18 protein-coding genes are annotated in these 20,585 nt (G+C 39.6%); 13 read left to right on the forward strand and 5 right to left on the reverse strand.

The features are described 5' to 3' along the window. Positions 1-14 precede the first annotated feature (14 nt). From CLV96_RS15095 to CLV96_RS15105, 3 genes are all read left to right on the forward strand, one after another. Positions 15-1,238, forward strand: a complete 1,224-nt coding sequence (locus tag CLV96_RS15095) for a TraB/GumN family protein (protein ID WP_004788102.1) — start codon at positions 15-17, stop codon at positions 1,236-1,238. Between the two features lie 40 nt (positions 1,239-1,278). Next, positions 1,279-1,650 carry a hypothetical protein gene (locus tag CLV96_RS15100; RefSeq protein WP_004787848.1) on the forward strand — a complete coding sequence of 124 codons (372 nt, stop codon included), beginning with the start codon at positions 1,279-1,281 and terminating at the stop codon, positions 1,648-1,650. A gap of 75 nt (positions 1,651-1,725) precedes the next feature. After that, positions 1,726-2,172 (forward strand): four-helix bundle copper-binding protein, encoded by a 447-nt coding sequence (locus CLV96_RS15105; RefSeq protein ID WP_004788025.1) that lies wholly within the window; start codon positions 1,726-1,728, stop codon positions 2,170-2,172. Positions 2,173-2,259: 87 nt separating this feature from the next. Here the strand turns inward: CLV96_RS15105 and CLV96_RS15110 are convergent, their stop codons facing one another. Further along, entirely contained in the window at positions 2,260-3,120 is an 861-nt protein-coding gene (locus tag CLV96_RS15110) for an esterase/lipase family protein (RefSeq protein ID WP_004788264.1), read from the reverse strand. A gap of 115 nt (positions 3,121-3,235) precedes the next feature. Between CLV96_RS15110 and CLV96_RS15115 the strand changes: the two genes are divergently transcribed. The 3 genes from CLV96_RS15115 to CLV96_RS20160 are packed head-to-tail and all read left to right on the forward strand — an operon-like array spanning position 3,236 to position 5,269. Then, complete coding sequence (locus CLV96_RS15115) at positions 3,236-3,601, forward strand: hypothetical protein (RefSeq protein ID WP_004788233.1); 366 nt, start codon at positions 3,236-3,238, stop codon at positions 3,599-3,601. Between the two features lies 1 nt (position 3,602). Continuing rightward, entirely contained in the window at positions 3,603-5,015 is a 1,413-nt protein-coding gene (locus CLV96_RS15120) for a UTP--glucose-1-phosphate uridylyltransferase (RefSeq protein WP_004788150.1), read from the forward strand. Continuing rightward, entirely contained in the window at positions 5,012-5,269 is a 258-nt protein-coding gene (locus CLV96_RS20160; protein WP_040917492.1) for an LA_0364 family Cys-rich lipoprotein, read from the forward strand. The genes CLV96_RS15120 and CLV96_RS20160 overlap by 4 nt, the downstream gene beginning before the upstream one ends. Positions 5,270-5,310: 41 nt before the next feature. Here the strand turns inward: CLV96_RS20160 and CLV96_RS15130 are convergent, their stop codons facing one another. Genes CLV96_RS15130 through CLV96_RS15140 form a run of 3 tightly spaced genes read right to left on the reverse strand, consistent with a single transcriptional unit; the run spans position 5,311 to position 9,036 of the window. Then, on the reverse strand, positions 5,311-7,722 hold the full coding sequence (locus tag CLV96_RS15130) for a fibronectin type III domain-containing protein (protein ID WP_004788273.1): 2,412 nt from the start codon (positions 7,720-7,722) through the stop codon (positions 5,311-5,313). Between the two features lies 1 nt (position 7,723). After that, entirely contained in the window at positions 7,724-8,365 is a 642-nt protein-coding gene (locus CLV96_RS15135; protein WP_004787931.1) for an energy transducer TonB, read from the reverse strand. A gap of 11 nt (positions 8,366-8,376) precedes the next feature. Further along, positions 8,377-9,036, reverse strand: a complete 660-nt coding sequence (locus tag CLV96_RS15140; RefSeq protein WP_004788069.1) for a MotA/TolQ/ExbB proton channel family protein — start codon at positions 9,034-9,036, stop codon at positions 8,377-8,379. A gap of 106 nt (positions 9,037-9,142) precedes the next feature. Between CLV96_RS15140 and CLV96_RS15145 the strand changes: the two genes are divergently transcribed. The 7 genes from CLV96_RS15145 (at position 9,143) to CLV96_RS15175 (ending at position 19,443) form a co-directional block, all read left to right on the forward strand. Then, positions 9,143-11,023, forward strand: a complete 1,881-nt coding sequence (locus tag CLV96_RS15145; protein ID WP_004788219.1) for a hypothetical protein — start codon at positions 9,143-9,145, stop codon at positions 11,021-11,023. Between the two features lie 12 nt (positions 11,024-11,035). Continuing rightward, entirely contained in the window at positions 11,036-14,239 is a 3,204-nt protein-coding gene (locus CLV96_RS15150) for an efflux RND transporter permease subunit (RefSeq protein WP_004788086.1), read from the forward strand. Positions 14,240-14,313: 74 nt separating this feature from the next. Beyond that, a complete protein-coding gene (locus tag CLV96_RS15155; RefSeq protein ID WP_004788244.1) occupies positions 14,314-14,676 on the forward strand; it encodes a PilZ domain-containing protein in 363 nt (120 codons plus the stop codon). A 50-nt stretch (positions 14,677-14,726) separates the two neighbouring features. Beyond that, the gene (locus CLV96_RS15160; protein WP_004787886.1) at positions 14,727-15,968 is read left to right on the forward strand and encodes a sensor histidine kinase; all 1,242 of its coding nucleotides are present in this window, start codon (positions 14,727-14,729) and stop codon (positions 15,966-15,968) included. Beyond that, positions 15,965-16,606 carry a response regulator transcription factor gene (locus tag CLV96_RS15165; RefSeq protein WP_004787983.1) on the forward strand — a complete coding sequence of 214 codons (642 nt, stop codon included), beginning with the start codon at positions 15,965-15,967 and terminating at the stop codon, positions 16,604-16,606. The genes CLV96_RS15160 and CLV96_RS15165 overlap by 4 nt, the downstream gene beginning before the upstream one ends. A gap of 581 nt (positions 16,607-17,187) precedes the next feature. Next, positions 17,188-17,466, forward strand: coding sequence for a hypothetical protein (locus tag CLV96_RS15170; protein WP_004788263.1), 279 nt, complete (start codon positions 17,188-17,190; stop codon positions 17,464-17,466). Positions 17,467-17,637: 171 nt separating this feature from the next. Next, entirely contained in the window at positions 17,638-19,443 is a 1,806-nt protein-coding gene (locus tag CLV96_RS15175; RefSeq protein ID WP_134152033.1) for an Lnb N-terminal periplasmic domain-containing protein, read from the forward strand. Positions 19,444-19,461: 18 nt separating this feature from the next. On the opposite strand, the gene meaB is transcribed toward CLV96_RS15175, so the two are convergent. Beyond that, positions 19,462-20,574 (reverse strand): methylmalonyl Co-A mutase-associated GTPase MeaB, encoded by a 1,113-nt coding sequence (meaB, locus tag CLV96_RS15180; protein WP_004788032.1) that lies wholly within the window; start codon positions 20,572-20,574, stop codon positions 19,462-19,464. Positions 20,575-20,585 lie beyond the last annotated feature (11 nt).

Below are 20,585 nucleotides of genomic sequence, written 5' to 3' on the forward strand. Positions count from 1 at the left end.
AGTAACCTTTCCTTATGCGTTCAATCAAAAAATCAACTCCCACAAGAAAATCTACCAAAAAAGGTTTCAAAACAACGGAACCTTACCTCTTCCAAACCATCGGAAAAACGGAAGTCCACATCCTTGGAACAGCACATGTTTCCAAACAAAGTGTAGATGAAGTTGAAAAAATGATCCAAAAATTAAAACCGGATGTCATTTGTGTAGAGTTATGTGAATCTCGAATGAAGTCGGTGGAAGATCCCGATTACCTAAAAAAATTAGATATATTCAAAGTTTTTAAAGAACGAAAGATGTGGTTACTTTTATCCAGCCTTATCCTTTCTTCTTTCCAGAAAAAAATCGGGAATAAAGATATCAAACCTGGTGATGAAATGCGAAAAGCCATCACTATGGGTCGTGCACTTCAAAAACCAATAGTAGCCATCGACAGGGAAATCCAAACTACTCTCAAAAGGTCTTGGGGGAATGTAGGTTTTTTCTCTAAGATGTATCTTTTTAGTGCTCTATTGGCATCCCTTCTGGTTCGGGAAGATGTTTCCGATGACAAAATCGAAGAGATGAAATCAGATGATATCTTAAAAGACTTGTTTTCCCAAATACCCAAAAAATACGAATCGGTCAAACATGTCATCATTGATGAAAGGGATGTGTATTTAGCTGAAAAAATAAGGCAAGCTACTGAAGGAAAGTCGGCAAAAAAGGTATTGGCTGTCGTTGGTGCTGGTCATTTGGCTGGAATCGAAAGAAATATCCAGACAAAAAACGACTTATCAGTGTTAGATGAAGTTCCTAAACGTAAATGGTGGGACAATATTAGTATCATTCTATATCCTGTTTTTTTTGCTGGCCTCATTGGGTACACCACCTGGAGCCAAGGTGGGGAAGCTGGTATGGATTTGTTTTCAAAACTCATTTATATCAAAGGTGGCCTTGCTGCCCTTGGTGCTCTCATTGCTTGGGCACATCCGATTTCTATCCTTCTTGCCTTTATCACCGCACCTATTGGAACTTTCGTTCCCATCTTTAAAGCCGGTTGGGTGAGTGCCCTTTCTGAATCTTATTTGCGTAAACCTCTAGTGGAAGACTTCGAACATATCGCAGATGATTCAGAATCAGTTGCAGGATTCTGGAAAAATCGTGTCCTTCATATCTTTCTCGTTTTTTTTCTCCCCCAATTTGGATCTACCATCGGAACCTTTATTGTGGCAGGAAAAGGCTTGAAGAATTTATTTTAAGAACTAAGATTAGATCGTCTAATCGGTGTAGCAGAAGTGTATGAAACGTAAGTTTACAATTGGATTCATTCTAATTTTTCTCGCTTATCTGGGTTGTAAATCATCCGTATTTGGGTTTTGTACTTCTGCAGAAAAATTTGTAGAGCGAGCTTCCGTTCCACCATGCCACCAAACTGCTGATGCCAAAGAGGATGCGACAAATTCTTGCGAATGTCCCATCACTCACGAAGAACTTCAATCTTCCAGTGGGACGGATTTCCCGATTTGGAAGCAGATGAAACTTCTGGTTTGGAACGGATTTTCTGTTATAAAACCGCCATACAATTACGGCTCATCCACAAAGTGGCTTGTTTCGGGCCAGCGCCTTTCTCCTACTTATTTCCCCACAAAGACTGTTCGACTTCTGATTTGAGATTGTTACACCTATGTTTTAGGTGAAGTGATTTTGATTTTATTAGTTTTTAAATTTTAACAGAGGTTATACGATATGAATCGCAAAGAATTATTACAAAAAGCAGGGATGGCAGTTGCCGTTTCAGGAATTTTATCCACACTTTCCGCAGAAGACCATGATCACTCTACAATGACAACTTCCTCTGCTGGGAAATCCAAATATTCCAAAGCAATGATGGCCGCCATGCACTGCCAACTTTCTGCTGAGGATTGCCTCAGTCATTGCCTCACAGAACTTGGAAAAGGAGATAAATCTATGGCGGCTTGTGCTGCTAGTACAAGAGAAGTCATTAGTTTATGTGATTCTTTTGTGAAACTGGCAAGCCAATCTTCGCCATATACAAAGAAGTTAGCTAATTTGTGCATTGAAGTTTGTGAAGCTTGTGCAAAAGAATGTGACAAACATGCAAACCACCATACAATCTGCAAAGAATGCAGAGACAGTTGTCTCGCTTGTGTGAAGGAATTAAAGAAAGTTTAATTGATTGATTTGATCAAAGATTGAATGAGTCACAAACTGCAACTGTCCGCTGTTTGGCGGGCAGTTGTTTGTTTTCCATTTAGGAATCTAACGTTTTTTCGCCTTTTTTTTGGCCTTTGGTTTTGTTACTGGCTTTGTCACAGGTTTTGATTTTTTAGCCGGTGTTGTTTTCTTAACTGCGGACTTCTTCTTTTCTGCTAAATGTTTTTGGTTTTTTTTATAAACGGATGGTTCGTATTTAGAAAAATCCACTTCAATCTTTTTTGGAACAGCAAACTCAGGGTTTGCTTTTGGTGCCGATTGGATGGCAATACTATCTTTTGGTGTGCCCAAAAATTCTCTAAGTGTCCGAATGTTTTCATTTCTTCTGACTAAGTTATAATTCCCAGGAATGTCAAACCACAGGTCTCGGCCTTGGCCAAATTCTGTACTTTCTTGTGGAGGAAAGGAAAAATCTTCGATGGCAGAAAGAGGTTGGAAAAGGGGAAAGAAGAGCGCATTTTTGTAATTTGTTTTGACCCAATCCGATTCATAACCCCAATAAGATTGTCTTGTGTTGGTGAATCTGTCAGAACCATGAAAGGGAGTTCCCAGTGTGATGAGTCGTTTTACTTTTCGTCGGGCTTCGTCTGGTAAAATTAAAACAAGGAGTCCGCCTGTGTTGTGTGCGATCAAAGTGACCTCGTTAGGTGCTGTCAGGATCTGGCTAGCAAGATATTGGACCGCTTCTTCCAGAGAAATTGGGTCTCGGAGAGTCGAAAGAATTCCGACTTTGAATCCCAAATTGTCTAAATTGGATTTGAGTCTCGAATAATAGGAACGTCCGGCCCGAAACCCAGGAACGATCAAAATGTTTTTATCTTTATTGTTTTCCACAAACAAATGACTGGGAAGATAAAACGACAACAACGCCCAAAAACGTTCCAGATATTCTATGAATCGAAACATGAATTAAATGATTCTGTCTGACTCAATTCTTGTCTATGAAAATCAATTCCAGCGCCGGAAGAATTCCTGAATTGACCGATAACCGTACTTGCATAGGATTGCCTTTTAGAATCGTATGCGTCATAGTTTCTTAATTATTTTTCTTTTCGGGCTTTTTCCTGCCTTACTATCTGCAGAACCCGGAAATTATGATGAGGCAGCAAAGCTTTTGTCCCAAATTTGGGAAACAAAGTACCCTCTCCCTTATGGCAAACTCACGAAAAAAGATCCATTGAAACAAGGGATTCGGCAAGTGACGAGAAAAAAGGGAAAGTACTGGATGTACAATTTTGAAGTTTTTATGCCAAAATACGAAAGAAAAGAGACTGTGGCTGTGCCGAAAGAAGAGGGTCGGAATCTCCTCGTATTTTTTTTATGGAATCCGGGGATTTCGGAAGAGCCCCATCGGATCGAACTTGGGGAACCGCACGAAGGGAAATGATATGGATAAACAAAAATCGGACCAATTGATCAGAGAAACTATGAAAGCCGCAGGTCTTACTGATGCCTTCATTGCCGATTTTATCACGAAGGTAGATGCCGTGCGAAACGGTGAAACAGGGATGGTCAAGTGGGAAGAAGTAGGAGATTTGGATCCCAAAACCGATGAAATTTCCTTAGAATCCATCCATTCTTCTTATCCTACTGATCTCAGTTTGTTATCTAAATTAGTCGTGATCAAATTGAATGGAGGACTTGGGACCAGCATGGGTCTAGACAAAGCGAAGTCCCTCATTCCCATCAAAGGTTCGATGTCTTTTCTTGCTGTGATGGCAAAACAAATTGAGTTCATTCGTTCCGAGTTTGGAATCAATGTACCTCTGCTTTTTATGGATTCTTATAATACACAAAAAGACTCACAAGAGGAATTAGAAAAAAACGGATTCAAACAAACACTCCGAACTAGCTTTTTGCAGAACAAAGTGCCGAGGTTAGATGCAGAAACATTTACGCCCATCCAAAACAAAAATGAAAAAGAGAACTGGTGCCCGCCAGGGCATGGTGATATTTATTTTACTATGGTCCAAGAAGGAATTTTGGATGAATTACTTTCAAAAGGTTATGAAATTGCTTTCCTTTCGAATGGGGATAACTTAGGAGCTACCGTAGATCCGCATATTGTAAGTTATCTTTTGAGAGAAAACATTCATTTTGCAATGGAGATGACTCCAAAAACATTAGCAGACAAAAAAGGTGGAGCTATCTATCGCAAAACAATTGGTGGAAAGTTTCTGAAGTATGAACTTCTGGAAACAGCACAAGTCCCTAAAGAACATGAAAACGAATTTAGTGGGCTTGGGAAATTTAGAACTTTTTCGACCAACAATCTTTGGATCAATTTAAAAGCCCTAAAAGAAAGATTTAGCCAAGGAAACTTCTCTTTATCGCTCATTGTAAATCCGAAACAGGTTGATGGGAAATCAGTCATTCAATTGGAAACAGCAATGGGAAGTGCAGTCGGGAATTTTCAAAGATTTAAAGGAATCATTATCCCGAGAGATCGATTTGCACCTGTCAAAAAAACTGAGGACTATTTGATCCGTAGGTCAGATGCTTATGTATTAAATGATGATTATTCTCTCACGATGACAAAGGAAAGAAAAGCGGCAGGACTTGGTGAGGTACTCGTTCATTTGGATGAAACTTATTATAAAAAAATTCACCAGTTTGATCATCTCTTCCAACAATATCCGTCTTTGCTATATTGTGAAGAATTAAAGGTATTGGGAGAAGTCTTATTTGATATACCAATCTCAATCAAAGGGAAGGTAACTTTTCAAAACCAATCAGGTGCGTTAAAAAAGATCTCTTCCTTGAATCGTAAGGAATTTGCAAACGAAACAATTTCTTTATGAAGCAGATTTTATTTTTTTGTATTCTTTTGTTTATTTTAAGTTGTGGAGCTCCTTTCTCTTTTCGGACAGCTTGTTATGAGCGGAACAAGTGTTCAACGATAGAAGGAGAGTGTTTTATCCGAAATGATGCCTTTTACAAGGTTGCTACAAATAGTCCAGAGTATAGTGCGCAGGATCTAACAGCCATTGTCGGAAGTTGTTTGGGTTTAGAAAAAACATGTCGCAAAAATTGCGAAAGTGGGACGGTTTTTTAACTCCAAGAGTCCACGTCGGAAGCCGAAATTTACTTCGTAATTTATTCTCGAATAAACGAAAGTTGGCTTTTTTCTGGGACTAAACCTTTATCTTCAAATTCGCCGGACAAAGAATCGTAATTAGGTGATAGTTTAATTTTCCACTTTCCTTTTTCTTCAAGCAGATCGGAATCTACAATGTTTTTGCCACGGAAGATCTCATTTTCATTCCATTTCATGATAATGTTCCCTTCAATATCTTCCGCTTCAATGGTCAAACGGACAGGTTTAACCTTGTTTTTGCCGTCCCAATACATGGCAGTCCAAGGACCAATAAACTTCTGTATGGCGGACTCTCCAAAGGTTTTTACTTTCTTTATATCTACCACTGTGTCTGAAATCACTGAAGTAACAGGTTTTGAAAATAAACTTTCACCAATCCCTTTAGAAACAGATTGGATGGCGAAAAAATAAAACTGATTTTTGGTAAGATTTTGTAATTTGAAATTAGTATCCGAAGTTTCTTTGACTAGGCTCCATTCTGGATCATTTTTTTTGCGCATGTAAATTTTGTAAGAAGTTACTTTGGGAATTGGGTTCCAACTGAATGAAAATTCACTCGTTTTGTGATTCTCCGTAACGATTAATTCGGGGGATTTGATTCCAGAAGATCTTCCAGCGACAAGAGATGGAAACCCAATGTCTGGTTCAGATGGAAAGCTAAACAAATTTCCTTCAAATTCAGAAGCCACAGCATAAAAAGATTCTTTTTGGTAGGATTCATCATCTTTGAATTGGAGTTCTGTAGTTTTTGCAATTTCTTTCCATGATCCATCTGTTTTACGAAAGATATGGTATGCGACTGCACTAGGAGAACCTTCCCATTGCAGAATTGTCGCACCTGCATACAAACCTTTGGAAGCTGTTAAATTTTTTGGTCTTGGTTTTAATACTTCGGAAGGATCTAAATGTGCGGAAACATAATAGCTGGCTTCTCCGATGAGTTGGTTCCTTTCAGGAATGACTTGGTAGATCTCGCTATCTCCATTGCGGCTAGCTTTTAAATCGATATAAGATGTTTTTTCGGTTTTGCCCAAAAATCGGTAGATCCTTGCCATTGGATTCCATTTATAAATAGCATAAGTAGTGGAGATAGGTTGTTTGTCCCATTCCAATAGAATTCTATCGTTAGTAGGAGCAACGGTCGCCCGAAGGTTGGTAACAGGAAGAATTCCTGCTGGTTTTGTTGGGTCAACCGCATAACCGTCGTTTGAGTCAATAGATGCTTTTGATAAGTAGTTTTCATCTAGGCTTGCCACTCGGTAATTGTATGCCGTATTTTTTTGGATTCCAAAGTCTTCAAAGAATGCTTGTTTAGAGAGTCCAACGAGTTGGTATTTACTATCAATTTTGCGTTTCCGATACACTTCATAACCAATGGCTCTTTTTTCTCTTGACCAACTGATCCGAATGCGATCTGAAAAATCCCCTCGGGAGGCAAATACTTCTTTTGGTGGGAAAAGATTGTGTTCCCCATAATCGAGTGCTTCTAAAGCATTATTTAGTTTCATCTGTGTTAGAAGTTCGTTTTCCGTTTCAGAATCAGCTACATAGACGGACTTTGTGTATTTAGGAAAGGTGTCGTAAGATATCCATAAATACCCTTGGTCTCCCCAGGTTGTCCCCCAAGAATTCCATACTTTGAATGCTTTCTTTTTATCATTAAATCCTAAGATCACTAAAGACTGAGCACCTAAAATTTCGCCTGTTCCTATTTCAAAAACCGTATCTGGTTTTGGATCTCTAAAATTTTCATAAACCAAGTAACCAATTAATACGGGTCTTTTTTCGGTTAATGCTAGTTTGATGGTTGTTAAATCATGTGGTTCAATTCGATAAATTCTTCGAAGCCTTGCTTTTCTTCCTAATTCGACTATATCTGCTTTGGGTCTCGTGCGAAAGCTGGAAGAGGATTCGTTCATCTGTTCCAAAGAGACGGAACCTCGACTTTCCGCAAGAACCAAACCATCCAAAAGAGAAACTGCTTGGTCTTTTCCACTATTCAACTGGTTGTAAATAAAGTTAGGTGAATATAATATCTTTTGTCCATTTGCTGAAGTAGGTGCAACAGATGACAGGTTACGGATCCCTTTTTTTTTGGCTTCCAGATAAGAAATTAATCCGTATCCCACAGTATAACCAACGTTATCTTTGTAAATCCCTTGGTCAGAAGGTGTGGGAAATTCGTTAGTAAACTCAAAATTCCCAGGAAGGTCGGAACTTGATTGTTCGGAACGGAAGGGTGGGATACTTTGATAGAGCTCAAAAGGATCGGGGATAAGACCTAATTTTCTGGAAGAAGATTTAGATTCTGTTTTCCCAGTAATGGGTTTGGATTGAAACCCTACCATCATAAGGGTCAATGCGATAAAAATAGTTCCAATCGCAATTCGACGTTTGTTGTTCCGTAACATTTCAGTCCTCTTCTAAATCAAAACTGATCGGTAGTCGGTGGGCCATCCGAGTTGGTTTCCCTTTGTCATAACCAGGAGAAAAACGGGCTCTTTGGATGATGCGAATGGCCGCTTCATCAAATCCATAACCGGCTCTACCGGAAACAATTTTGACACCTTGGAGAACACCGTGTTCGTCCACTTGCACCATCACCACCACAGTCTTTTGGCTGATGTTTGCAGCCTTAGCAGCTTCGGGAAAATATGATTTTAAATCAAAGTCAATGATGGGTGTGGGAGGGCGATCTCCATTAAAAGAAAATAAATACCCATCTTTATCCGTTCCATTACCTGAGAGTTGGTTGGGATTTAAGTCAGAATTGTCAGGTTTTTCTTCCGCATCTTTGTTTGATCCTTCCACCCATTCTTGTTTTTCCACGGGTGCGGGACTTGAAGTTCCTCCAATAAGTTCTGGAGGGATTTCTTCAAAGGAAACATCCATATCTTCCATAGAAGTTTCTTGGAAGGCAGCACTACTGGGAAGTGTGAGTATAAAATAAATCAAATAACAAAATAAATGCAATCCAACAGAGGCAAAGAGACTGGCACGAAAGAGTCCGAACCGTCTCAGTTTGTATTGCAGATATAGTGTAAATGATTGCATAAGTTGATCTTCTAGTGGTGGATATTCGGTGTAGAACTAGAGGATTGGTTGTGTTTTCCACTCGTGATAAAACTTGCGTGGATTTCCTTTGAAAGAATTTCTAAGTGGCCAATGATGAGTTTCATTTTACGAGTGAAATAGTTATTTGCCATAACTACTGGAATTGCAACAGCAAGACCTGCAGCCGTAGCGAGTAGGGCAGTGGAGATACTCCGCATCACCACTTCCGCTCCTGAATTTCCAAGAGTTCCGAGGCCATAAAACGCTTTGATCACACCAAGAACGGTTCCCAAAAGTCCGATGAAGGGAGTGTTGTTTCCAAGAGTGTTGAGGATGGGAAGTCTTTCTTCCAAACCTAATTTTTCTTTTAAAATTTTCCCTTCCATCAACTCTTCGAGACCTTTGTGGTTTTCCTTTTCCCTTTCCAAAACAAAATGCATGAATCGAGTATAAGAATTTTCCATAGGATGGGTTTCTAGGAGTTTTTCCGTCCCTTTTAAGTCTCTGTGGCGGATGAGAAGAGTGAGTGAATCGAGAAGTGACTCTGATTCTTTGTTAAAATTACGTTTATAGACAATTAACCTTTCGATGAATACGGCAATTGCGAGAATGCTCGCAAATAACATAACGAGGAAGATGATTTTTTCCCCAAGGTCTACGAAATCTTGCATTTTTGGAACCTTCTAACGGACAGAATTCTCTACCTTGGACTGTAATCAAAGAGAAAAATTGCAGAAAAAGAACTTCGGTTGATTCCAAGTCGACCTAGGAGAAAGAATGATTCCAAGGATTGGTATGAAGGCAAAAAACATTCTTCCCAGTGTTTTGGGGTTTATTTTCATCATTTTTGGTATTTCGCTGGTAGTGTTCTATGCTACAAAGTCATGGGAGACTTTCCTTAACCTTTGTCCCAACAAGGATTTTTTGTCTTGGGATGAAAACATCAGATTAAATCAAGTCCTGGATCAGTACGTAGATTTTCGAAATGGAAGTTGGATTCGAGGGATTATGCCCTTTTTGGAAAGCCCTACTTGGCCACCGCTTCGATCGATCCTAACTTTTGTTACTCTTTATTTGCCAATCGATGCTTATGAAACGTATCGGGATTCTTTTTTAGGACTTTTATTCTTAATTTTGGTTTATCCTGGCCTTGTTTTTATCTCTTATCGAATCACAAAATCATTGTTATGGGCAGGGGTTCTCTCTGGACTTATTTTTATCTTAACCATCCAAACAGGAGAAGTTCCGGCATATTCTCTTTCTTCCATGTTAGAAACACAATCCATGTTTTTTCTTTTGTTTTCTATCTATGCGATTTATCGTTTGTATGATGTAGACAACAGAGAATCAGAGATTGATTCGGGTACGAAGTGGCTTGTTTTCTTTTCCTTATTTGGTTTTTATTTTACCAAATATCCTTATGGAATTTTATTTTTTATGGCATGTTTTGCCTATGAGTTAGTTAGATCCCCTTCTTTGTACAAAGATGCTTTGGTGTATCTCTTAAAACATTATGCAAGAGGTGTAAGGTTAGTATATTTAGTTTTTGTTGTGCTTATGGTTTTTTCTTTGCCAGTATTACGAGTGGTTACAAAAATTAATCTCAACCAGAAGGGATTCAAACAGTTTATGTTTGGGATCACCTTTCTTTTGTTTGTCGATTTGTCCGTTTATTTTTTCCGCAAAAGAGATGAAATTAAAAAAGTCTTTCCAAAAACTGCAGTGGTCCTTTGGGTTTATGCAATTTTCCCAGCATTTTTGTGGCTTTTTATGAACCCGGACCGGGTCAATGCTCTGATCGATGCCCAAATGATTGTGAATGCATACACTCGGAGTTTTTTCTTAACACTTTGGACAGAACCAGGACTTGATCCTTCGGTGCCAGGGGTTTTTGATTTTATCTGGGGATTTCGAACCCTCATCATCTTCTCTGTTTTATCCCTTCTTTATTTTCTATTCCGATCTGGGAAAAAATTCCCAAACAAACTAAAAGATCCGCTACTTGCAGGGACCTTGATTTTGTTTTTGGAGCTTCTCATTTTAGAAGTCACAACAGGAAATAAACAGCCACGACATGTCCTCCAATTTATCCCTGCCATCGGACTCATGGGATTTCTTTGGATCTTGCGTCTATACGAGTTAGCTGAGACTAAAATAGAAAAATTGGCTTCTGTTTCCGTTTTTCTACTTACTTCACTCTTTGTGTTTTCAAATTCACTGTATTCTCAAGGGATTTTGTCGGGTGAATTTTATGAAACCAAAATGTTTTGTTATCGTGGAATGAATGTGAGTGATTTCCAACCGGCAAGGGAGATCGCCGAACGCATTGAACCTGAGAAAAAGTACATCCTCATCAATGCGTTCCATTTTGAAGAAAAATACAACACCAAAGGCCGTGTGCTTGCCTCGGATTTCGATCTTGCCATGAAACTAAAGACTTATAAACAAGGAATGGTAAGAAACGATAACAAATACCGATGGAAGGAATGGACAGATTTTGATTCCGTTCTTTTATTGAGTGATGTTTGTCCGGATAGTTTTGTAGAAGAAAAATTTGAAAATCGTACAAAAATCTTGAATAGTAAGTCAACATTGCTGTCTACTTACAGAGAGAGTTCTGGTATTGCTTGTCTCCAAGAATATAAATTGCTCAAATAGAGAAAAAATTTTATGAGTATTGCTTCCTTTTCAATCAAACGCCCCATTTTCATTTCCTCGTTAGTCATCATTATGGTGATCACAGGATTTATTTCCTTAAAACGAATCGGTGTTGACCTCTTCCCCGACATCAACATCCCCTTTGTCGTGGTTTCGACTGTGTATCCTGGGGCAGGGCCTGAGGAAATCGAAACTTCCATTTCCAAACCCTTGGAAGAGGAACTCAGTTCCATCTCTGGTTTGAAACGAATCACCTCAAGAAACCAAGAAGGGATTTCGATGGTGTTTGCAGAATTCAGTTTAACCACGGATATCAAATATGCGGAACAACAGGTTCGGGATAAAACCGCGCGAGTCAAACCGCTATTTCCTGATTCCTCCAAAGAACCTCTGGTCCAAAGGTTTGATCCATCTGACCAACCCATCATGAGGATTTCTCTTTTTGCGGACTTACCTGAAGGGGAACTCTATGATTTGGCAAAAGAAAAAATCAAAACCAAACTCGAGCAGGTGAATAACGTTGGTGCGGTAAAAATCATTGGGGGTTCTCGTCGTGAGATCCACATTGAACTTGATCGTAACAAAATCAATTCCTACCAAGTTCCGGCCATTGCCATTGGGAACCAGATCAAAAATTCAGGTGTCAATATCCCAGCCGGAAAAGTAGAAGGTGGAGATAAAGAAACTTCGTTTCGAACAGTCGCTAAGTATGAATCCTTATCTCAAATTGAAAACACAGTTGTTTCCTTTGGGGGAGAGTTTGGGCGAGGGGTTTTAGTAAAAGACCTTGGCCAAGTGAAGGACACGCTCCAGGACCGCCAAACATTGGGTATGTTGTATGCACCAATCAGTGCCGAAGAACATGAAGAACCTTCTCTCATCGGGAAGTTATTATTCAAATACGATGCACCCAAAAAAGAAAGAATTCAAAAAACAGCTCTCTTCTTGGATGTGTACAAACAATCCGGTGCCAACACGGTCGAAGTGGCTGACGGGATTCTCGGAAAAATTGATACCATCAATGCACAAATCAAAGACCTTAAAGGGGCACCAAAGGTCATTCTGATTCGGGACGGATCTAAATGGATTCGGGCCAATATTGAAGATGTGACTATTGCGATCATCCTTGGGATTTTACTTGCTGTCATAGTAGTTTATCTCTTTCTCGGGAACGTACGTTCTACACTGATCACTGGAATGGCACTTCCTAACTCTATGTTAGGTGCCTTCATCATTATGTATGCAATGGGTTTTACCATGAACGTAATGACCTTACTTGCATTATCCCTTGCTGTCGGATTACTCGTGGATGATGCCATTGTGGTTCGTGAAAATATTTTCCGTAAACTAGAAGAAGGGGAGTCGGTGATTGTTGCGGCAAGGAAAGGAACAGAAGAAGTAACACTTGCCGTCATTGGAACCTCCTTAACCGTGATAGCAGTTTTTTTACCCATTGGATTTTTATCAGGAATTGTAGGTCAGTTTTTTAAACAGTTTGGACTCACCGTTGTATTTGCGATGATCATTTCACTTTTTGATGGTTTGACCGTTGCACCGATGTTATCCGCCTATTTTGCGGGGAAAACGGATATCCATAAAAAGAAAAATATTGTCCTTCGTAACTTTGATAAGTTCCAAGATTTTTTGGACAAAATGTACGGAATTATTATGAAATTTGCCCTCAAAAAACCTTGGGCAGTCATTTTGTTAACATTTCTTACATTGGTCACTAGTATTTTTTCGCTAGCTTTTGTGAAAAAGACCTTCTTACCAGCAAACGACCAAGGTGAATTTATGGTCAATGTGGAGATGGCTCCGGGGACTTCCTTACAAGGGACAGCAGAAGTAGTGAAAGAAATTCAAAACGCCATCATTCAAACGGTTCCCGAGTTGGAACTTTTGGCAACAGTTGTGGGTAATAGTGATGGTGAATCCAATATTGCAACCATTGGAGTGGCTCTTCTTCCTTCCGAATACCGCAAACGCACCACGGGTGATGTCAAAGACCAAATCCGCGAATATCTGAAACAATACCCACAAGCCAGACCGAAAGTGAACGATTATTCGGCGATTGGTGGTGGAGTTCAGTATCCATTCAACTTAAACCTGAAGGGCGAAAACTTAAAAGACTTAGAAGCATATTCCTTCAAAGTTATGGAAGAGTTACGAAAAATTCCGGATCTTACAGATGTGGACACAACGTACAGAACAGGGAAACCAGAATTCCAAGTGGTACCAAACCGTGCCAAAATGCAAACCGTTGGGGTTGTGGCAGGTGTCATGGGAGCCGAACTTCGTTATCATATCGAAGGTGGAGAAGTGGCCAAGTATTTGGAAAATGGAATTGAATATGATGTAAGACTTCGTTTGAAAGAAGACCAACGAAATTTACGTAAGTCTTTCTATGAAACGAGAGTTCCCAATATCCAAAACCGACTCATTCCACTGAATGCGATTGCGGATGGAAAGGAAAGTAGCTCTCCTGCAAGGATCATTCGGGAAGACCGGTCTCGGGTGGTTCCGATCAATGCGAACTTAGCACCAGGGGGAGCCATTGCCTCAGCATCAGATGCAGCCACAAAAATCTTAAAAGAAAAACTTCCGCCACCACCAGGAATCACTTATACCTTTGTAGGACAATCGGAAGACTTTAAAGAACTTTTGCAAAACATTGTCCTTGCCTTTGGGATGGCTCTTATCTTCATCTATCTGGTGTTAGCTTCTCTTTATGAGTCTTTTATCACACCAATCACAATTCTTTTTGCGATCCCTCCAGCCATTTCGGGAGCCTTCTTTGCTCTGGCTCTAACTGGCGAGATGTTAAATTTATTCAGTATGATTGGACTCATTCTTCTTATGGGACTTGTGGCTAAAAACTCCATTCTTCTTGTGGACCATGCAATGCTTGCCATGAGAGAACATGGAATGACTCGGGATGAAGCGATCTTCGACGCCGGATCAAAACGACTTCGCCCTATTCTTATGACTTCTCTTGCGATGATTGCAGGAACTTTGCCGATTGCTTTGGGAATCGGAGAGGCCTCCAAATCAAGAACTGCTATGGGGATTGCCATCATTGGGGGGCTTGTTTTATCCACACTCATCACTCTCATTGTGGTGCCTGCAGTGTTTGGATACATTGACCGCATCCGCGAAAAAATTGAAGGTGCTTTCCGCCCTGATTATGAAATTCGACCTGAGGATTTAGAGGACTAAACCTTCATTTTAGTAATTTCGCAAGGTAAAATTTAAACTTGCCCAAACTTTGAATTCGGCGTTCTCTTGCTAACATGTCCAGCGAACGCCGAATCTACAAACGAATCTCCGAAAAAGTACATCTCACCTACCGAGTGATCCAATCGGGAGCCGGTTCTTCTCAGTTTTTACCAAAAGACAAAGGAGAAGGGGATTCCCAAGACATTTCTGAAGGGGGACTTTTGTTTCGAACCAAAGAACCAATGCCCCTCGGAACTCGTTTGGAACTAGAATTAAGATTCCCTGATGTGAAGTACGTTTTATATCCAAAAGCAAAAGTCGTACGATTGGAAGAATTTGGAGAAGGAGCTTTTTATGAAGTTGGCCTTGAATTCAACCAAATGTTTGACGATGACCAAAAACTTTTGTTGGAACATATCAGTCGACTAGCAGTATAACCTGAACCATTCCCGAGTCCTAAAACGTTTGATTCTCAGGTAGCCTTCCAATGTTGCAAAGGTTGTTTCGTTTTTTTCGTGGGATTCCTCTCGAACCGATTTCTCTTCTAGCCGTTTATTCCGAGATCATCAGCAAATTGTATTTTCTTGGATTCGCCTATTGTTTGGCGTACATCCAAAGTGTGTATTTGGAATGGAACGCTCCAGACCAAACCAATTGTATTTTATCTGCTATCCAACTCGTTCTAAGTATCATTCTAGTTTTGACCTCTTTTTTTTATAGGAGGTTTTTTGGTTTTGCTCCCATCATCGTCCGTCTGACTTTTTTTCTTTTGGTGTTGGTAGAAATTGAAACTGGATTTCATGACCCAACGATTCCCTATTTTGATCCTAGAAATTGGTTAACGATCACAGCTTTACTTGCAACATCGTCTTTCTTTTATCCAGGCCTTGTTTGGCAGTACATTTTAGAATGGTCCATTGTACTTTTGATTTATATCCTTAGGGTATACTTTACAAACCACACAGTCATACCGATCGAAACCTGGAGAGAGATGTCCACCATCTTCCCTTTGTTTCTCGTGGCCTTTTTTTTAAACCATTGGTGGTTTCGTACTCGATACATCGCTGCATATCGCGGGATGTTACTCGAAGAAAAACGTAGAACTTTTTTCCAAGACATCCATGATAGTTTAGGTTCTCAATTAACTGATTTAGTTTTACTTGCCCAAAAGTTGGAAAAAAAATCGGATGAGATCACGGATGACCAATTACAAAAATTAAGACAACTTTCAGAATCAGCACTTCAGTCCTTACGCAACCAAGTCCAAGAAGAAGACCAAAGAGATTTGATCCAAGAATCTTTGTTAGACGGATTGAAGCTATTAGTCAAAAAACGATACAAACTTGTAGGTCGAACAATCAATTTAAAATGGGAGTCCATAGGAGAAGAAACGATGATTAAAATCCCCGACCCAGAGGTAGCTCATCATATCCTACAATTCTTCAAAGAAGTGACAACCAATGACTTACGACATGGAAATGGGACTTCTGAATGGAAGATCGATAGAACACCGGATCATTTGGTATTCCAATTTGCCACAGAACTTGAAAAGCCAGAAGGAAAAGAAAAGAGTTCGGAGTTTTATTCAAACAAACAAGGATGGAATGAATCAGGAATTGGCGAACGAGGCCTTCACCAAAGAATCAAATCTCTGAATGGCGACCTTCAAATAATTGAATCACCATACCAAATTCATATGAAACTTCCTATGAGTTTATTTCATATATGAAATCTATTTCCATCGGTATCATCGAAGACAATTTAGATTTTTTACAATCTTTATGTGCTGTCTTAAAACTAAATTCTCATCTAAATTTAGTCACTTGGAATTCAGCTGAAGATTTTTGGGCCAATGGACAATCAAAAGAATGGGACTTGCTCATTTTGGATATTGGACTTCCCGGTATGAGTGGGATTGATGTACTCAAAACTTATCATACATTGGAATCAAGAAAGAGCCTCGTGATTTCATCCTTACAAACGGATGACGCTATCTTTTCGGCCCTTCGGAATGGAGCTTCTGGTTATATTTGGAAATCAGAGTTGGACTCTCTTCCTGAGACCATACAAACCATTTTGGATGGAGGGAGTGTGATTTCCCCTTCGATTGCCGCAAAAGTGTTGTTAAGTTTTCGAAAACCCCAGACTCATACCGATTCATTCATTGTTGGGGTTGAAGTCTTGACTCCTAGAGAAAGACAAATTTTGGAACTGATTGTAGAAGGGGACAACCCTAGCCAAATCGCTTCTTTGTTTGGGACAACGGTTGGAACCGTCCGCCAACAAATCAAAGCCATATATAAAAAACTCCAAGTGAACACTCGGGTCCAAATGCTAAAAAAAGCCCGTCAGTTTGGAATTTTTTAAAGGAAATGAAATTCTAATTTATACCATCTGGTAAATGGACATTGGCTACAAAATCGGTTATACTGCCTCATCAACTTACCAGAATACAAACAAATGCGACTAGAATCGATTCATTGGATCTCTGCTTTTTTTATCAAACTAAGGCTTGTTTTATGGTTTGGTGTGTATTTAGCACTGGTATTTTTGATGAATTGGGTTTTATAAAGGAATCCAAAAAAAGCAAAAGTTTAGGTTGGGAATGGTTTCTTTACTTTCTTTTTATACCATTTGGTAGATAGACACTAATTCCCGTCTCTGTTAGCATAATCCGAAGAATCCCAGTCTGCTTACTTTGGCTGGCGAATCGTGTAGAATTTCCATTTAACATTCCATTGCTTTTGCAAGTGCCATCGTGTTCGAGACCACGGTGGTATTTTTTTAGTTTCCTCTGTGGGATTCAGGAGATTTAGGAATGGTCTTAGGTGGCAAAATTACCTACAGACGATTCAAAAAATTGCAATTCTGTAACATTTGTTTCCCGAAAAAATATTGCCTAAAGGAAACGGGAATATAGCCTTGGTTACACTTTCATAGGAGAATTTATGAAGAAAATTTTACTCATGGCAGCAGTTGCAGCTTTCATTGCAAACTGTTACAGCATCGACAAAACTAAAGTTGGCGGAAAAGAAGTAGTAACTGCTACTCAAATGAACCCGGCTATCTTTACACTTTGGGGTGCTCCTGTTACTGCTTGTTTAGATGACCTAAACAAAGAAGGTGTGACTCAAGTTGTTGATGCAAAAGGTCCTGCGACTCACGGATTGTTCACTACAAGCCGAATTTCTACAACTGAAGCTTGCCAAGCTACCGGCGTTAAGTAAGTTTTTTGTTGGGCTGATGCAACTTATGTTGCTCAGTCCAACTTCTCTCCTCTTTCATTGAACAAACTCCATCATTATTTTCTTACAACATTTTTCTTCTTTTGTCTTTTTGTCTCGCCCATACATTCTGAGTCAAACTTTCCAGATACAGATTCTATTGAGAAAGCTTCTTTGGAAAGAGATTGGCTAGTTCTCCTTCATTACCAAACTTCCAAATGGAAAAAGACATATAAAAGTCTGGCTGATGGACCTTCCTTTTTTTTATCTGCTGACGGTCTTACCAATCCAACCTCTGAATTAAAAGCTCATTTGGATTTCTTTCAAAAACCAAAAGAAGATTTAATCAAAATGGAATGCAAATTCCCTGCTAGGTTTCATTGGATTCGAAAACGTTTCGGATTTCCTATTGATCCAACTTGGGAACAAGATTGTCCGAAGTGGCCTGAGTTTAAGAACCAAATGCGAGCAAAATCAGTTTCGGTAATTTTTGCATCTTTTCATCCAGAACATCCTGCTTCCTTATTTGGGCATACGATGCTCAAATTTAATGAAGAAAAATCAAATGGAGTTGTTTCCGAAGATTTGATCTTGAATTATGCGGCAACAGTCCCTGGAAACATCGATCCAATTTCTTTTGTGATTTATGGGCTTGCCGGTGGATTTCATGGATCATTTGAAATTCAAAAGTACCTATATAAAATTCATGAGTACAATGAATTTGAAAACAGAAATCTTTGGGAATTCAAACTCAACTTAAACCAAGAAGAAGTGAATCAATTGACTCGTCATCTTTGGGAGATGTCGCAAAATCATTTTGATTATTATTTTTTAGATGAAAATTGTTCTTTCCGCATTTTGACTCTTCTTGAAGTAGCAAGACCAAGTCTCAGACTTACAGATCGAATTTCCGTGATGTTACTGCCAACAGAAAGTTTGAAAATTCTTTCCAATCAAACGGGACTCATTGACCAAATTCAGTTTAGACCTTCTATCATCGAAAGATACAGGCACAAATATGGTTATTTAACTTCTTCAGAAAAAACCATTTTAGACCAAATGGTAGATGGGAAGATGGATTCAGTCTTTGAGTTAGACTCAGTTCGAAGGACTCTTCTTTTTGATATTTATATCGACCATCTAGTCATTCATAAAATTAAAGCATATGGAAAGATGGAAATCAAAGACCAAGAGTTATATGCAGAAGCGGAACAAAAAAGAGGAGACATACAGGTTTTAAATTCGTTACCAGAATATTTCCAAATTGAAAAATTGTCCAATCCGCTTCTCAGCCATGCACCATCACAAGTGACAATGGCCCATGGAAATTCGACAAATGGAGGTTATAGCGAAATCCAATACCGGCCAGTACTCCGAGATTTTACGGATTCTTATTTAGGGTATTCTCCGTACAATCAAATTTCGTTTTTAAGAATGAATGCACGTTTCTACGAAGATACAAAACAAACCGTAATTCAAGAGTTTCACGTTTTGGAAATGACTTCATTAAACCCAATTGGACAGAAAATTTGGAAACCCTCTTGGCGTTTGGATTTAGGCGTTAAGTCACTTTATACGGAGAAAAACTATACAAAATCCATTGCAGAATACTACGGTTATGTGAGTGGAGGTTATGGGGTTGCCTGGGAGCCATTTTATCCTTTTTTCAGGCATCAATTTGTTTTGTTTTCATTTTTGGATTTTAGGGCAGATCAATCTCCTATTTGGGGTAGGGGTTATCGTTTAGGAGGTGTGAGTAGCACAGGTCTTCTCATTCGTATCTATGAGTCTTTTGGATTGATTTTTTCAGGAGACTACCGGTCTTCCTTTGCGGGAGAAAGAGGGAACTTCCCTGAATTTGTCTCTCAAATCAATTGGACATTATTAGAAAATGTATCATTGGAATTAAAATACAAACAAATCCAAACAAAAGAATTGGATTGGAATGAATACCAAGCAGGATTAAAAATTTTCTTCTAATTTTGGATTTGGTGATGATCAGTCCATCAATCGTTTGATTTCTTTTAAGAGTGTAGACTGGCCGGACATCAGTTTTGTTTCCGATTCTAGGATGGCCTCTTTTTTCCCTGGGCGCATAAAAAACTGTTCCAAAACTACTTCTCTGAGAGTTTCTTCAAACCACATCCGGGTCTGGTTATCTCTATTTTTCGCATAATACCCGTTTGCTTTTGTAGTGGAGATATAATCTAAAACCAACTTCCAGATTTCATCGATTCCTTTTCCTCCAATCCCACTGCAAGTGGTCGCCCGGGGTGTCCATTTGGATTCGGGGGCTGGGAAAAGGTGGAGGGCAGATTCATATTCAACTCTGGCACGTTTGGCAAAGGGTTCATTCTGTCCGTCGGCTTTATTGATGGCAATGAGGTCAGCCATCTCCATAATCCCACGTTTGATTCCTTGGAGTTCGTCACCAGCACCGGCTAGCATGAGGAGTAAAAAGAAATCGACCATAGAGTGTACTTGAGTTTCGGATTGTCCCACACCCACTGTTTCTATGATGATGGTATCAAATCCTGCTGCCTCACAGAGATACATGGACTCTCTTGTTTTTCTAGCAACCCCTCCAAGCGAACCACTGCTAGGTGATGGACGTATAAAAGCATTTTCTGATTTTGAAAGAATTTCCATCCTAGTTTTATCGCCAAGGATAGAACCTTTGGTCCGCTGACTACTAGGATCAATGGCAAGGACTGCCAGTTTATGATTTTGCTCGAGAAGGTAACTTCCAAAACTTTCGATAAAGGTAGACTTCCCAACACCGGGAACCCCAGTGATTCCAATGCGGATGGAGTTTCCTACTTTTGGCATCACTAGTTCCAAGATGGCTTGGGCTTTGTCATTATGTGCATCTAAATTGCTTTCGACAAGAGTGATTGCTTTGGAGAGGTGAGTGCGGTTTCCTGAAAGAATGCCGGCTGCTAATTCCTCTGCTGAGATTTCTTTGCGACTAAGGGTTTTTCTTTGGTCACGAATGTAGGGAGAAATGGCGGGGGCATCGGCGACACCTGGGTTGACTGACAGTGCCGATTTTGGATTTGTTACATCCGCGTCCTCTTTCTTGTTGCCAATGTCCTCGTTTGGTGTTTTCATATAGTTTGAAT

The sequence above is a fragment of the Leptospira meyeri genome, assembly GCF_004368965.1.
Lineage (GTDB): Bacteria > Spirochaetota > Leptospiria > Leptospirales > Leptospiraceae > Leptospira_A > Leptospira_A meyeri.

Excerpts from the sequence above, each read along its gene's own strand:
- CLV96_RS15095 (WP_004788102.1), top strand. The coding sequence starts at position 15 with ATGCGTTCAATCAAAAAATCAACTCCCACAAGAAAATCTACCAAAAAA.
- CLV96_RS15100 (WP_004787848.1), top strand. The coding sequence starts at position 1,279 with ATGAAACGTAAGTTTACAATTGGATTCATTCTAATTTTTCTCGCTTAT.
- CLV96_RS15105 (WP_004788025.1), top strand. The coding sequence starts at position 1,726 with ATGAATCGCAAAGAATTATTACAAAAAGCAGGGATGGCAGTTGCCGTT.
- CLV96_RS15110 (WP_004788264.1), bottom strand. The coding sequence starts at position 3,120 with ATGTTTCGATTCATAGAATATCTGGAACGTTTTTGGGCGTTGTTGTCG.
- CLV96_RS15115 (WP_004788233.1), top strand. The coding sequence starts at position 3,236 with ATGCGTCATAGTTTCTTAATTATTTTTCTTTTCGGGCTTTTTCCTGCC.
- CLV96_RS15120 (WP_004788150.1), top strand. The coding sequence starts at position 3,603 with ATGGATAAACAAAAATCGGACCAATTGATCAGAGAAACTATGAAAGCC.
- CLV96_RS20160 (WP_040917492.1), top strand. The coding sequence starts at position 5,012 with ATGAAGCAGATTTTATTTTTTTGTATTCTTTTGTTTATTTTAAGTTGT.
- CLV96_RS15130 (WP_004788273.1), bottom strand. The coding sequence starts at position 7,722 with ATGTTACGGAACAACAAACGTCGAATTGCGATTGGAACTATTTTTATC.
- CLV96_RS15135 (WP_004787931.1), bottom strand. The coding sequence starts at position 8,365 with ATGCAATCATTTACACTATATCTGCAATACAAACTGAGACGGTTCGGA.
- CLV96_RS15140 (WP_004788069.1), bottom strand. The coding sequence starts at position 9,036 with ATGCAAGATTTCGTAGACCTTGGGGAAAAAATCATCTTCCTCGTTATG.
- CLV96_RS15145 (WP_004788219.1), top strand. The coding sequence starts at position 9,143 with ATGATTCCAAGGATTGGTATGAAGGCAAAAAACATTCTTCCCAGTGTT.
- CLV96_RS15150 (WP_004788086.1), top strand. The coding sequence starts at position 11,036 with ATGAGTATTGCTTCCTTTTCAATCAAACGCCCCATTTTCATTTCCTCG.
- CLV96_RS15155 (WP_004788244.1), top strand. The coding sequence starts at position 14,314 with ATGTCCAGCGAACGCCGAATCTACAAACGAATCTCCGAAAAAGTACAT.
- CLV96_RS15160 (WP_004787886.1), top strand. The coding sequence starts at position 14,727 with ATGTTGCAAAGGTTGTTTCGTTTTTTTCGTGGGATTCCTCTCGAACCG.
- CLV96_RS15165 (WP_004787983.1), top strand. The coding sequence starts at position 15,965 with ATGAAATCTATTTCCATCGGTATCATCGAAGACAATTTAGATTTTTTA.
- CLV96_RS15170 (WP_004788263.1), top strand. The coding sequence starts at position 17,188 with ATGAAGAAAATTTTACTCATGGCAGCAGTTGCAGCTTTCATTGCAAAC.
- meaB (WP_004788032.1), bottom strand. The coding sequence starts at position 20,574 with ATGAAAACACCAAACGAGGACATTGGCAACAAGAAAGAGGACGCGGAT.